The organism is Comamonas sp. A23 (assembly GCF_004522605.1).
GTDB classification, from domain to species: domain Bacteria; phylum Pseudomonadota; class Gammaproteobacteria; order Burkholderiales; family Burkholderiaceae_C; genus Comamonas; species Comamonas thiooxydans.
In genome coordinates, this window is sequence record NZ_RSDT01000009.1 from 93,228 (window position 1) to 106,582 (window position 13,355).

The 13,355-nt window shown below is 60.8% G+C and carries 14 protein-coding genes; 9 read left to right on the forward strand and 5 right to left on the reverse strand.

From position 1 onward, the window contains the following. Window positions 1-19: 19 nt before the first annotated feature. On the reverse strand, window positions 20-787 hold the full coding sequence (locus tag EIC84_RS18950; RefSeq protein ID WP_004341225.1) for an SDR family NAD(P)-dependent oxidoreductase: 768 nt from the start codon (window positions 785-787) through the stop codon (window positions 20-22). A 108-nt stretch (window positions 788-895) separates the two neighbouring features. Between EIC84_RS18950 and EIC84_RS18955 the strand changes: the two genes are divergently transcribed. The 3 genes from EIC84_RS18955 (at window position 896) to EIC84_RS18965 (ending at window position 3,592) form a co-directional block, all read left to right on the forward strand. After that, the gene (locus tag EIC84_RS18955) at window positions 896-1,807 is read left to right on the forward strand and encodes a LysR family transcriptional regulator (protein WP_004341227.1); all 912 of its coding nucleotides are present in this window, start codon (window positions 896-898) and stop codon (window positions 1,805-1,807) included. A 44-nt stretch (window positions 1,808-1,851) separates the two neighbouring features. Next, complete coding sequence (locus EIC84_RS18960) at window positions 1,852-2,292, forward strand: acetyltransferase (RefSeq protein WP_004341229.1); 441 nt, start codon at window positions 1,852-1,854, stop codon at window positions 2,290-2,292. 388 nt (window positions 2,293-2,680) lie between these two features. Further along, window positions 2,681-3,592 carry a bifunctional GNAT family N-acetyltransferase/nucleoside diphosphate kinase regulator gene (locus tag EIC84_RS18965; RefSeq protein WP_034363646.1) on the forward strand — a complete coding sequence of 304 codons (912 nt, stop codon included), beginning with the start codon at window positions 2,681-2,683 and terminating at the stop codon, window positions 3,590-3,592. 161 nt (window positions 3,593-3,753) lie between these two features. Here the strand turns inward: EIC84_RS18965 and EIC84_RS18970 are convergent, their stop codons facing one another. Both EIC84_RS18970 and EIC84_RS18975 read right to left on the reverse strand, forming a co-directional pair. Next, window positions 3,754-4,131 (reverse strand): steroid Delta-isomerase, encoded by a 378-nt coding sequence (locus tag EIC84_RS18970; protein ID WP_034363650.1) that lies wholly within the window; start codon window positions 4,129-4,131, stop codon window positions 3,754-3,756. 153 nt (window positions 4,132-4,284) lie between these two features. Continuing rightward, window positions 4,285-5,058: a 3-alpha-hydroxysteroid 3-dehydrogenase gene (locus EIC84_RS18975; protein ID WP_004341235.1), complete on the reverse strand. Its 774-nt coding sequence runs from the start codon at window positions 5,056-5,058 to the stop codon at window positions 4,285-4,287. A gap of 155 nt (window positions 5,059-5,213) precedes the next feature. Between EIC84_RS18975 and EIC84_RS18980 the strand changes: the two genes are divergently transcribed. The 6 genes from EIC84_RS18980 to EIC84_RS19005 all read left to right on the forward strand — a co-directional run bounded on the left by EIC84_RS18980 (window position 5,214) and on the right by EIC84_RS19005 (window position 12,623). After that, window positions 5,214-7,229, forward strand: coding sequence for an NADPH-dependent 2,4-dienoyl-CoA reductase (locus tag EIC84_RS18980; RefSeq protein ID WP_004341237.1), 2,016 nt, complete (start codon window positions 5,214-5,216; stop codon window positions 7,227-7,229). A gap of 16 nt (window positions 7,230-7,245) precedes the next feature. Then, window positions 7,246-9,372, forward strand: a complete 2,127-nt coding sequence (locus EIC84_RS18985) for an NAD(P)/FAD-dependent oxidoreductase (RefSeq protein WP_004341238.1) — start codon at window positions 7,246-7,248, stop codon at window positions 9,370-9,372. Between the two features lie 222 nt (window positions 9,373-9,594). Next, complete coding sequence (locus tag EIC84_RS18990) at window positions 9,595-10,179, forward strand: nucleotidyltransferase family protein (RefSeq protein WP_004341240.1); 585 nt, start codon at window positions 9,595-9,597, stop codon at window positions 10,177-10,179. 123 nt (window positions 10,180-10,302) lie between these two features. Continuing rightward, complete coding sequence (locus tag EIC84_RS18995) at window positions 10,303-10,779, forward strand: GNAT family N-acetyltransferase (protein WP_004341241.1); 477 nt, start codon at window positions 10,303-10,305, stop codon at window positions 10,777-10,779. A 238-nt stretch (window positions 10,780-11,017) separates the two neighbouring features. Beyond that, entirely contained in the window at window positions 11,018-11,509 is a 492-nt protein-coding gene (locus EIC84_RS19000) for a hypothetical protein (protein WP_004341242.1), read from the forward strand. A gap of 280 nt (window positions 11,510-11,789) precedes the next feature. Next, window positions 11,790-12,623 (forward strand): aminoglycoside phosphotransferase family protein, encoded by an 834-nt coding sequence (locus EIC84_RS19005; RefSeq protein ID WP_004341244.1) that lies wholly within the window; start codon window positions 11,790-11,792, stop codon window positions 12,621-12,623. Window positions 12,624-12,675: 52 nt separating this feature from the next. On the opposite strand, the gene EIC84_RS19010 is transcribed toward EIC84_RS19005, so the two are convergent. Further along, window positions 12,676-12,936 (reverse strand): hypothetical protein, encoded by a 261-nt coding sequence (locus EIC84_RS19010; protein ID WP_004341245.1) that lies wholly within the window; start codon window positions 12,934-12,936, stop codon window positions 12,676-12,678. Window positions 12,937-12,954: 18 nt separating this feature from the next. Next, window positions 12,955-13,347: a nuclear transport factor 2 family protein gene (locus EIC84_RS19015; protein WP_004341247.1), complete on the reverse strand. Its 393-nt coding sequence runs from the start codon at window positions 13,345-13,347 to the stop codon at window positions 12,955-12,957. Window positions 13,348-13,355 lie beyond the last annotated feature (8 nt).

Below are 13,355 nucleotides of genomic sequence, written 5' to 3' on the forward strand. Positions count from 1 at the left end.
GGAGTTGCCCGGCATACGCTCAGAGCATCATGCCACCAGAGACTTCAATGCGCTGGCCCGTGACCCAGTTGTTGCCATCGGCAAGCAATGCGGCAACCGCGGCACCCACATCGTCGGGGCGCCCCGCCCGGCCCATGGCGGTCAGGCCGCTGATATGGGCGTTGAGCTGCGCGTTGTCGCGCACCACGCCGCCACCGAAATCCGTCTCTATGGCGCCGGGTGCAATGGTGTTCACGGCGATGCCGCGTGCGCCAAGCTCCTTGGCCAGATAGCGCGTCATCACCTCAATGCCGCCCTTCATCACCGCATAGGCGGCGTAGCCGGGGAGGCTGAAGCGTGCCAGCCCGGACGAGGTATTGATGATGCGTCCGCCGTCCCGGATCAGGGGCAGCAGTTTCTGCGTCAGAAAGAACGTGCCCTTGAGGTGAATATCGACGAGCAGATCGAACTGCTCTTCCGTAGTTTCGGCAAACGGCGCCACCAGGCCGATACCGGCATTGTTCACCAGATAGTCCAACTGTTCGCGCTGCCAGGTATCGGCCAGCACGCGCCTGACGCTGTCGGCAAATGCGGCAAAGCTCTTGCTTTCACCAACGTCCAGGCGCAGCGCCACGGCGCGACTGCCCTGTGCCTCGATGCGGGATACCAGCTCCTGCGCATCGCTTTCGCTGTCCTTGTAAGTGATGATCAGCTGAACGCCGAGCTCGGCCAGCTTGAGGGCTTCGCTACGGCCCAGGCCACGGCTTGCGCCGGTGATCAATGCGATACGGGGTGCAGATGCTTGCATGTCGGTCTCATGGAGGATGTCAACAAGCCAGGACTTTAGGTGTTCTCCATTCATGAATAAACACTTTGAAAAAGATCGCACTGTTCACTTTAAAAGTACAATCCGGCCATGGATTTCAATGCGCTTCATGTGTTCACCCGCGTTGCCGAGCTCTCCAGCTTCACCCTGGCCGCAGAGCAGCTCGGGCTGACCAAAAGCCGTGTGTCTACCGTGGTGCAGCAGCTGGAAAAGCAGCTGGGAACCCGTCTGCTGCAACGCACCACGCGGCATGTCCGGCTGAGCGCCGATGGCGAGCAGTTCCTTGAACGCAGCAAGGAACTCATGGCCGACCTGGAACAGCTGCAAGCCATGTTCCAGCCTGCCGCCAGCGGGCTGCGAGGCAGTCTGCGCATCGATATGCCCAACTCTCTGGCCCGGGATGTCGTCATTCCGAAACTGCCCGAATTCCTCTCGGCCCACCCTTTGCTGGAAGTAGGCATCAGCACCAGCGACCGCCGCGTGGATGTGGTGCAGGAAGGCTTTGACTGTGTGGTGCGCATCGGCCCGCTGGCGGATACCGACCTGATCGCCCGCACCATCGGTGCAATGGAGATGTGCAATCTGGCCAGTCCCGCCTATCTGGAGCGCCACGGCACGCCCGCAACACTGGCCGATCTGTCACGGCACCGCATCATTCACTATGCGAACCAGCTCGGGCGGCATGGCGCGGGCTGGGAGTACCAGCGCGGCAAGGAGATCGCTCTACATCCCGTGCGCAGCGCCCTGGTGGTCAACGGCACGGATGCCTACCAGACCGCCTGTCTTGCCGGCCTGGGCCTGATTCAGGCACCCGTCCGGGGTGCGCGCCATCTGCTGGATCAGGGCCTGCTGGTCGAGGTCATGCGCGACTTCAGGGCGGCGCCCATGCCGGTGTCCCTGCTGTACCCGCATCGCAGGCATATCGCGCCACGGGTCACCGCCTTCCTGAACTGGATCACCGAGGTACTGGCGCCCCATCTGACAGGCATGGACCGCTCTTGATGCCTGACCCCGGAGCGGGCATGGTGCATATGCATAATCCGGCGATGACTTCCATTCGAGCTTCCCGCCCTGACGAAGGGGCACGAGCGATCGAGATCTGGCGCCATGCCGTTGATGCCACGCATGACTTTCTGAGCCCGCAGGATCGCGCCGAGATTGATGAGATGGTGTGCGGCTTTCTGCCAGACGCCCCGCTGTGGTTTGCTGTCGACGAGCAGGACCATCCCCTGGCCTTCATGCTCATGGACCAGGGCCATATGGAGGCACTGTTTGTGGACCCTGCCTTCCGGCACCGGGGCCTCGGTGCGGCGCTGGTGCGCCACGGCCTGGCACTGCATCCCGAGATGAGCACCGATGTGAACGAGCAGAATGCGCAGGCAGTGGGCTTTTACGAACGCCTGGGCTTCAAGCGCACGGGCCGCTCCCCGCTCGACGGGCAAGGCCGCGCCTACCCGATCATCCATCTCAAATACGCCAATCCCTGAAAGGCCGGCCTGGCTGGACTGCGTGTGCCGATCCAGGCCGGATCGCAGTATTCAATACCTCAATCGCTATCTAAATAAGAGCATAAAGCGCATGTATATTATCGATTTCAGATATAAAACAATCAAAATCCAAATTCAGTAAAGCGCAAGCAGCTTCTGAATACGGAGCATTGCAGGCGTCGGCCGTTGCGGCCCTGCGGCGCCGGTGCCATGGCTTCTCCGGCTGCGAGGCAGGCTCGCCATAGACCGAGCAAAGAGATGCGAGATCAGCGCTGCGCCTGCGCAGCAGAATCTGCTTGCCTAGAATCGGCGACTGTGTCGAAAGAACCGTCATGGCCCGCGCCGTGGCCATGAAAGGCTTTCATTCTTGCAACCGACGGTGTTGAAGATGAGCAAGCCTTTCATATCCCTGTGCCCGGAAATCACGCGAGCCAATGCACTGAATCTGATGGACTGGCTGAGCGACGAAGACGTCGTGCGCCACCTCAGCGATTCGCGCCATGTCTCGCGTCACATAGAGCAGCTCATCGACCGGGTTCAGCTGCCCATACTCACCCATCTCTTCAATCAGGGCGGCCGCTTCTTCATGGCCTACGACCGCGACGACCTGCCCGTGGGCTTCGTGCGCCTGATCCGCAATGGACCGGACTGCGAAATCGTGCTGGTCATCGGCAAGCGCGACAACTGGGGGCGCAAGCTCGGCGCCAGCGCCTTGCACGAGGGCATGAAGCTGGCCTTTTTCGACATGCGTGCCGAAAGACTGATTGCGAGGATCCATGCCGACAACACGCGCTCGCTCAAAGCCTTTGCGCACAACGGCTTTGTGCTGGAGAGTGAAACGCCTGCACTCAAGTCCTATGCGATGACGGCGCAGCGCTACCTCCAGCGCTTGCGCGCCGGGCTGCCGGGAGCGGCGGGCGGCATTTGCATCACCGCCGTGGATCAGGCACGCCTCAGAGATCTGCTCGCCCTGGAATGGGAGTCGCAAGCGGTCGATCTGGAGCATGAAATCGAGCGTGCCGTCGTCGTCGATGCCCGGCAGGTGCAGCGCAATGTGGTCACGATGAACTCCAAAGCCTTGCTGCGCCTCGATGAGATGGCCGTCGAAGTGGCTCTGGTCTACCCCGAGGATGCCGATGACAGTGCAGGAAGGCTCTCGGTTTTCTCGGGCGTGGGCACGGCCATTCTGGGCTGTCGGGAAGGAGACCGCATCGACTGGCGGATTCTCGATCGCACCTGCCATATCCGGATCGAGAAAGTGCTCTACCAGCCCGAGGCAGCCGGGCACTTCCATCTGTAAGCCGGCTCAGGCTGGGGCATTCGCTGCACCGCCTTGAACAACAAAATCAATAGCATCTCCCGCTGTATATCAATGGATTTCAGATTCAAAGAGTCTTGTAATCCTTTTAAATCAGGCGAAGACAGCTTCCATATCCGAAGCAGTCAAGCGCCTGACTCTCATCAGATGGCGGCGTGAATATTCTTCTCGCCAAACAAGGCGCGCATGCTCACCACCTTGCCCGCGCCATTGAAGCGAAAGTGATCGATGGGCGCAATCACGGTCTTGCGGCCCTGATACTCGAAGCTGACGGTGAAAGCGAAGGCCGCCTCGTCGGCAACCGCGCGCACCTCCTGCGTCAGCTCCACCGCTAGCGGCAGCTTGAGCGAGTTGGCGTAAAACGCACGAATCGCAGCCGTGCCACGCCTGGGTTCGGAGCCCACGGGGTCTTCCACCGTGGCGTCATCGGCAAACAGCGCGACGATGCCGTCCAGATCGCCGGCATTGAGCGCAGCCACATAGTGCTGCACCACGGCTGTCATATGTTCTGGAGTATTCATCTCAAATCATCCTTTTAGCAAGTGCCGTTGAAAACCGGCAATGCCCAAACGGGGGCAGCAAGCAAAAAAACCGCCTTGCGGCGAGGCCGTCGTTGCCCTCCTGCAGAGAGAGGAAAGGCGCAGGAGCACCAAGGCAAAGCGCCTCAGGAGATGTCAGAACTGTGTCGGACGCATCACAGCATCAATGCCGCCATCAATGACGATCTGCGCGCCATGCACATAGCTTGCGGCCGGGCTCATCAAAAAGGCGATGACCGACGCCATCTCGGACGGCTCGGCTCGGCGGCCCATGGGAGGCACAAACTTGGCAATGGATTCGCCATAGCGAGGATCCTGCAGGCCCGCCTGCAGCAAGGGAGTCTCGGTCGCGCCGGGGGCGATGGTATTCAGACGCACGCCGGCCTGGCCCCAGGCTGCGGTGCGTTTGCGCACAGCCACCGTCAAGGCATTCTTGCTGCCCGCATAGGCCAGATTGCCGCCCTGCTCTCCCGCTTGTTCGACAATGGCACGGGCCTTGGCTTCCTCGCCGGCCTCCAGTGCCGGTGCCAGTGGGTTCTTGTCAAAAGCCAGATGAGCGGAAGCCACGGACGAGATGACGACGGCTGCGGGCTGCCGGCCCTGTTTCAGCAGCGGCAGAAAAGCATCCATCAGCTCGGTCGCGCCAAAATAATTGACCGAAACCACATTGCCGAGCACCTTGGTCTGCGGTCCCAGGCCGGCGCACAGCACCAGGCCGTCCATGCCCTTGCTGCACTTCGCCAGTACATCGGCAATCGCCTGCTTTCGACCTTCGGCCGTCGAGAGATCGGCAATCACTTCCGCATCGCGTATATCGATGCCTACGATCTGGTGACCGGCCGCTTCCAGGACCTTGCGCGTAGCGGCACCAATGCCGGTGGCGCAGCCGCTCATCACGATGATGGACATGTCTTGTTTCCTTTTGTCTGTGTGGTGATGGCGCACATCAAAGCCCATCATGAACAACCAGACTACATGCAAACGGACGATGTAATTCCCCTAGGGAAAATTTACCGTGGCCCTTCCTACACTGGCACAACATCTGCGCGTGAGGAAATTCAGCCATGTACCCCCATCTCTTCCAGCCCATCACCATCGGCCATATCACCCTCAAGAACCGGATTCTGATGGGCTCCATGCATACCGGACTGGAGGATCAGGCGCAGGGTTTTGAAAAGCTGGCGGTCTTCTACACCGAACGTGCACGGGAAGGGCTGCAGCTCATAGTCACCGGGGGCTTCGGCGTCAACGAGTACGCACTGGGAATGCCCGAGCATGCCGAGTTCTCCACGCTGTGCACGCCAGAGCAGGCGGCCCGGCACCGCCTCATCACCGACGCCGTGCATGCCGAAGGCAGCCATATTCTCATGCAGGTACTGCATGTGGGCCGCTACGATCACGGCAGCGGCGGCGTCTCGCCCAGCAGCGTGCTGTCCAGGCTCAGCAACCGCAGCTCGCGCGAACTCAGCGCGACCCAGATCGAGCAGATCATTGCCGACTATGTGCGCTGCGCCTGCCTGGCCCGCGAAGCCGGCTATGACGGCGTGGAAGTCATGGGCGGCGAGGGCTATCTGATCAACCAGTTTCTGGCGCCGCTGACCAACTTCCGCACCGACGAATGGGGCGGCGATGCCGCCGGTCGCAGCCGCTTTGCGCTGCGCATCGTGCAGGGCATACGCGCGGCTGTGCCCGAGAACTTCGTCATCAGCTTTCGCCTGTCTCTGATGGACCTGGTCGAGCATGGCAGCCACTGGAAGGAAGTGCTGGACCTGGCCCGCCAGCTGGAAGCCGCTGGCGTGGACTTGTTCAACACCAGCGTGGGCTGGCATGAGGCGCGCATTCCCACCATCGCCATGATGGTGCCGCGCGCTGCATTCAGCTGGGCTGCCGAACAACTCAGGCAGGCAGTCAGTGTCCCCGTGGCGGCCAGCAACCGCATCAACACCCCCGAAGTGGCCGATGACCTGATTGCCCAGGGTCATGCCGACATGGTGGCCATGGCTCGCCCCTTTCTGGCCGACCCGGCCTTTGTGCGCAAGGCGCAGGCGGGCCAGAGCAGCGCCATCAACACCTGCATTGCCTGCAATCAGTCCTGTCTGGATCGCATCTTCACGCGCCAGCAGGTGAGCTGCCTGGTCAACCCCAGAGCCTGCCGCGAATGGGAATGGCCGCAGGAAAAAGCCGCAGTTCCGCGCAAGATCGCCGTACTCGGTGCTGGACCTGCAGGACTGGCCTGCGCGCGCGAGGCGGCCGACCGAGGCCACAAGGTGACGCTGTTCGAGCCCGGCATCCGCATCGGCGGCCAGTTCTTTCTGGCGCAGAAGGTGCCCGGCAAGCAGGAGCTGGGCGAGACGCTGCGCTACTTCGAGCATGAAATCCAGCGCCTGGGCATAGAACTGCGACTCAACACCACACCGGACATCAAAACCCTGAGCGTCTTTGATCACGTGGTCGTGGCCACGGGAGTGACACCGCGACGCAGCGGCATCGAGGGCGAGAACAGCTCCAAGGTGGTGGACTATATCGAGGCCTTGCGCAGCCCCCGCTTTGTCGGCGAACGCGTGGCCATCGTGGGCGCGGGGCCGCTGAGCTTTGACATGGCCGAATTGCTGACCCATCACAAGGCCGACGACGGCAGCGTGGCCGCCTTTGGCCGCGAATGGGGTATCGACCCCGAACGCGAGCAACGCGGCGGCATCAAGGCCAGCGAGAAAGCCGATTCGCCGCGTCAGATCTGGCTGCTTCAGCGCAGCAAGGCGGCCATGGGCAGCAGCCTGCCAACCACCACGGGCTGGATTCGCCGCGCCCGGCTCAAGAACAAAAGCGCACGCATGTTCAACGATGTGGAGTACATCCACATCGACGACAACGGCCTGCACCTGCGCATACGCGGCGAGCAGCGCTGCCTGAGCGTGGACAACATCGTGGTCTGCGCCGGCCAGGAATCACATGACCCCTGGTCATCAAGACTTCAAGCACAAAACATTGCGCACACAGTGATTGGGGGCGCGCGCAATGCCCACAAAATTGATGCAGCGCGCGCCATCGAAGAAGGGGCCGAACTCGGCCGAAAACTATAGGAGACAGCGAAACAAAATGAGCAATCCCCACGCATCAATGCTGGAGCCGGGCCGTATCGGCACCATGGAGCTGAAGAACCGCATCATCATGGCCCCCATGGGCGAGAACTACGGCGGCACCGACGGTATCTGCGGCGAACGCGCCCAGGACTATTACGAAGAGCGTGCCAAGGGCGGCACCGGCCTCATCATCATGGGCACGGCCGCCATCTCCTGGCCCACCGGCACCAGCGAGCCGCACCAACTGGGCATCTCCAACGACAGCTTCATCCCCGGTCTGGCTGAAGTCACGCGCCGCGTTCACTCGCACGGCGGCAAAGTCGCCATCCAGATCAATCACAGCGGCAAGGTCGCTGCCAATGACCGCACCCACGGGCGCGAGATGTGGGTGTCCTCGATTCCGCCCGACGGCCCTGTGGCCGAAGCCATGCGCACCGTCACGCCCAAGGAGTTCTCGACCTTTGTGGGGGTTGGCCCCTACCCCGACCGCTACCGCGTGATGGACAAGGCCGATATTGCACAGATGGTGGAATGGTTTGCTGCGGCCGCCCTGCGCGCCAAGCAGGCCAACTTCGATGCTGTGGAAGTGCACTGCGCGCACAACTACATGATCGCCAACTTCCTCTCTCCCTTTTTCAACAGCCGCAGCGATGAATACGGCGGCAGCTATGAAAACCGCAGCCGCCTGCTGCGCGAGGTGCTGACTGCCGTGCGCGAGCGCGTCGGCGCTGACTTCCCCATCTGGGTCCGCATCGACGCAGAAGAAATGCACACGCCCGGCGGCATCACCATGGACGAGGCGCTCAAGACCGCCAAGCTCTGCGAAGAGCTGGGCGTGGATGCCATCAACGTCTCGGCCTATGCGCGCCTGCCCACAGGCACGGCCTTCACCGATGCACCGATTCCGCAAAAGCAGAATGCCTATCGCGAATTTGCCACCGGCATCAAAAAGGCCGTCGGCATTCCCATCATCTCGGCCGGCCGCTGGGAGCTGGATGCCGCCGCCGCCGCCATCAGCAATGGCGAGATTGACTTTGTGGCCATGGGCCGCAAGCTGCTGGCCGACCCCGACCTGGCCAACAAACTGCAAGCCAACGCCGCCCAGAGCGTGCGCCCCTGCATTTATTGCTATGCCTGCGTGAGCGAGATTTTCATCAACAAGGGCATCAAGTGCGCGGTCAACGCACAGACCGGCCACGAGGCGACCAAGACCATCACCTTTGCCGAAAAGCCCAAGCATGTACTGATCGTCGGTGGCGGCCCTTCGGGTATGGAAGCCGCCCGCGTCGCCGCCCTGCGCGGCCATCGCGTGACGCTGGTCGAGCGCAGCGACCGCCTGGGCGGCACGCTGTTCTTTGCCGCACTGGCCTATCCCGAGAACGGCCGCCTGCTCGACTATCTGGTGCGGCAGATGGACCACCCGAACATCCAGCTGCGCTTGAACACCACAGTCGATGCCGGGCTGCTGGCCGAGCTGCAGCCTGACGAAATTCTGGTGGGCACCGGCGCCAGGCGTGCCGCGCCCGCCATCGAAGGCGCGCAGCAAAGCCATGTCTGGAGCGGCGACGAACTGCGCCGTCTGATGACGGGCGATCGCGCCGAAGAAATTGCCAAGGCCAAGCTGAATCTGGCCGAGCGCGCGCTGTTCAAGGCCGGCGGCATGTTCAAGGTGACGGACAGCACGGCAGCGATCCAGAACCTGTCCAAGCTGTGGATGCCCCTGGGCAAGCGCGTGGTCATCATCGGCGCAGGCCTGGTCGGCCTGGAACTGGCCGAGTTCCTGCTCGATCGCGGCCGCGAAGTCACCGTGCTGGACCCTGGCACCCATCCCGGTACCGAACTGGCCATCGTGCGCCGCTGGCGCGTGTACGACGCCGTGAAGAAGCACGGCAAGCTGCTGATGCAGTCCAACGTCACGCGCATCGAGCGCAAGGAAGTCGTCTGGACGGACAAAAAAGGCGAGGAATACCGCACGCCAGCCGACTCCGTGGTGCTGGCCATTGGAGCCGAGGCCGACTCCGCCGTTGCCGACCAGCTGCAATCCCTTACCCGGACTCCCGTGCGCCGTATCGGCGACTGCCAGGATCTGGGCTATATCGAAGGCGCCATGCATTCAGGCCATCAGGCCGGGCGCGAAGTCTGAAGATACTCCTTGATAGCTGAAACCGCCTGCGTGCATGGAGCGCACAGGCGGTTTTCCATTGGCATCACAGTATTTCGGCAGCACCAGGCCCTTTGCCGATTGCCGGCATGCAGCCAGCCGGAGCGAGAGGCTTCCTTTGGCCGGAAGCGGGTTTTCGCAACCGAAGCAAAATAGGCTCGAACCTGCCTCTCACTTTTGCTCCACCAAGGATTGACTGTCCCGATGCCTACGCCTGAGCGCTTCGTTGCGGATGTCCTCCAAAATAGCAACAATCGTACGATTCTTGAACGCTGGGATGATTTGAATCTTCCAGACGGCTGGCTTGTTGCAGGCTGCTTATTTCAGACAGTTTGGAATTTGCAGGCGCAGCGGAATCCAGAGGATTCCATCAAAGACTACGATCTCTTCTACTTTGATCCATCGAGCACCACTGACGCTGCGGAGCAGAAGATGCAAGCACATGCCGATCGCGTTTTACACGACCTTGGCATCAGGATTGAAGTCACGAACCAAGCTCGGGTTCACCTGTGGTACGAGTCATATTTCGGTCGCCCATATGAGGCACTGCGAAGCTCTTGCGAGGGAATAGACCGGTTCCTGATCCCAGCTACCTGCGTGGGTCTTCGCCCAGGCGGCCTCTATGCACCGAACAGCCTGGATCTGATCTATGACGGAGTTTTGGCACTCAATCCATTGACGCCGCATCGTGAGCTTTTCCAACAAAAGGCCGAGTCTTACCAAGCGCGTTGGCCATGGCTGCGAATCGTTGCCCAGGGTCATCAGCCTCAGAGAATTGATGCACGCTGATGTGTGCATGCATGTCCGCCCTGGATCCTGCCGGGACGGTGGCCTAGCGGCCACGAGCAGACCTTACACTTCGGTGCAGACCGTTCAATTTACTCACGGCTCGTACTATGAAAAGTCTTTCCCATGTCTAAAAGTGACGCTGCAACAACTGTAGTAGTAAGAGAAGTCCAACCACATGACTTTGAAGCCTGGCTTTCGCTCTGGGATGGCTATAACGCTTTCTATGGAAGGTCCGGAGCTACCGGACTGGCGAAGGAAATTACCCAAAAGACCTGGGAGCGATTCTTCAATCCCATCGAACCTGTATTTGCGCTGGTCGCTGAAGATGCAGGAGAAGTGGTTGGCCTAGCTCATTACATATTTCACCGTAGTACTACGAGACTTGGTCCGGTCTGCTATCTGCAGGATCTTTTCACGGCCCCGAAAAGGCGTCAGCTTGGAGTTGGCAAGGCCCTGATCAGCAGCGTCTATAAGCAAGCAATACTGGCTGGCTCAAATCGCGTCTATTGGCAAACACAAGCAACCAATGAAGCCGGCCGAGCGCTCTACGACAAATTAGCCAAACATAGCGGTTTCATCGTGTATAGCCATGAACTGTAGTCTCTCACTCCAAATGGACGAATGAGGTTCGTCAATTGATGGTGGCTTTGGGTTGACTCGATGCTCGAATGCAGCCGCTGCTTTCAACCTGGACGGTCTTGCCCAATGCCGGCCTCCGCATCGACCTGGTCAGGGCAGGCATGGCCCACAGCGCCCAAGCTTGAGATAAACCCAGCCTCACAAACTGTATAAAGAAACAGTAGACTTTGGACTTGATAGCTCCAGGAAAAGTCCAGACATGCCAGCAGAACTCGAACCAGAAGACGTATCCATCTTCGAAGACCGCCTTTGGCACCACAAGGGCTGGGAAGCCCGCGTCATCAAGAATGAAGACGACGATGGCTGGGCAGTGTCAATGACCCAAGACGGCCAGGCGGAACCCGCTCTGGTCGGCCCATGGACCATGGGGCGCGACAAGAAGAATCCCAAGCCTCTTGACGTGTCGGCCTTCAACACGCTGGTAAAGACTGCCAGCGAAGTGATACGTCGCCATGAGCAGCACCAGGCGGCGCTGTTGCACAAAGCCATACAGATTGAAGTGCGCGGATTGCGCGTGACGGTAGCTCTCGATATTGAGCCCGATGAGGACAATCCCACGGCGACTCTCACTGCCACCGCGGCGGACGGCAGCGAATTGGCCAGGGTACGAGTCCGGCCGGACCATAGTCTCACCCGTGCCTCTGCACAGCGCTGGGCAGACGCAGGCTACCCGCGTGAGAGCGAGGACTAAACCTCTGGACAAGACCCTTGCTCAGAAGTCGAGGGGACCTTTCAGGGCAACCAATGTCCGTAGCATGGCCTTGGCTGCTTGCGGAAGCTGGCTTGAGCACCGGAAGAAAGTAATGCCGGAGAAATTGAGCACACCACCCAGCCAGCCTTGATAGGCATGCCCGACACTCCGGAGCCCCGGTCAAGGAGCTGCATTGAGCAGTTGAAGCCACAGTCGTCAGCGGACATTGGATACCGCACCACACCTTCGGATTGCATGAGTTAGCTCGAAAATCAGCCAGATGCCCAACCTCGACCTGTTTGATATCCATCTCCACCGCTGGAGTGCGAAGGCGGCTGGTGACCCCTTCACAACTCATACAAGTGACCTTCTGCCAGTCATCCTTGCAAGGAACTTGGCAGATCTTCCAGCGATGATCAAGATCACGCGAAACCTTGACGAGCGCATCGGCGGCAGAGTGCTTCAATGGTGGGACGGCAATGGAGCAGCGCGAGTCTATGCTTGCGACCAAGATTCAGGAGCGCTACTGATGGAGCGCGCAACCGGCTCCAAGCATTTGCTGCACATGGCTAGAGAAGGCGAAGATGATGCAGCGACAAGCTGTATCTGCCACACCATCGAGCAACTGCATTCAAAGAGATCCTCCGCACCACCTGAAGAACTGCTGACGCTGACGGATTTTTTTAGGTCACTCGCGTTGATGGCGCAGCAGGAAGGCGGCTTGATGGCCGAATGCGCAACGGTGGCAGCTGAGTTGCTGAATGAGCAGCGCGAGCCTGTCGTCCTGCATGGCGATGCGCACCATGGCAACATACTCGATTTCGACAGACGTGGATGGCTGGCGATAGATCCAAAGCGCGTCACAGGTGAGCGGTACTACGACTACGTTAGCGTGCTGTGCAACCCCGACCTGGAGACTTGCACCGACCCGGGGCGCTTCGCGCGGCAGCTTGCAGTAGTCATCAATGTCACGGGGCTGGAACGTCGGCGTTTACTCAAATGGGTTATGGCTCACGCCGCTTTGTCGGCAGCCTGGTTCCTGGAGGACGGAGAGCGCACCAGGGCCAACAGGCAGCTGGCCGTTGCGCATCTTGCGAGGCAGGCACTGGGATGAGGCTTCCAGCTCTGCCGCCAAAAGGCCGGCTCTCGGACGGCCGGCCTCGGGTTCACGCGCCGGACCGAGCGCGCAGCGCCGCTTCGAACCGGGCCAGCTCCTGCTGCAGTGTGCCGCGCTGCCTGAAGCGCAGGCCGGCCCGCTCATACCAGTTCTCGGCGTCCTCCAGATCGCCTTCCTGCAGATGCAGCAGCCCGTGCAGCCAGGCTGCGAGCAGGCCTTCATGCCGCTGCACGGCATCGTGCGCGGCATTCCATTGCCCGGCCTGCATCAGCAACAGAATGGCTTGCAACTTGGCATTGACTTCGCTCATGACAGGACTCCGTCGCGCTCAGGCCAGCAACGCCTGCTGCACCAGGTGGCTGTCCACATACTGCTCCATGCTCGTGATCCTGCCGTCGTTAAGCCGGTACAGGTGAGCGAAGCTCGCCGTCATCGCCTTGCCCGTCTTGCGGTAGGTTCCCGAATAGACGCCAAAGGCTGCCACACGATCGCCATCGGCCAGATAGGTATGGACCTTGGCGCTGTAGCCGTCCCACTCCGTCGCCAGCCGCTGGAACACGCCCGCGACGATCTGCTGCGGGCCGACATAAGTGCCAGCATAGGGAAAGCCGGCGGCCTCGGTCCATCTGGCATCGGGCGCCAGTGCCGCCAGCAGATTCCTGGCGTTCTCTTCGGACGAACCTTCGTAGGTCGCGCGGACGATATCCAGATTGGTGGTCATGGTGTGCG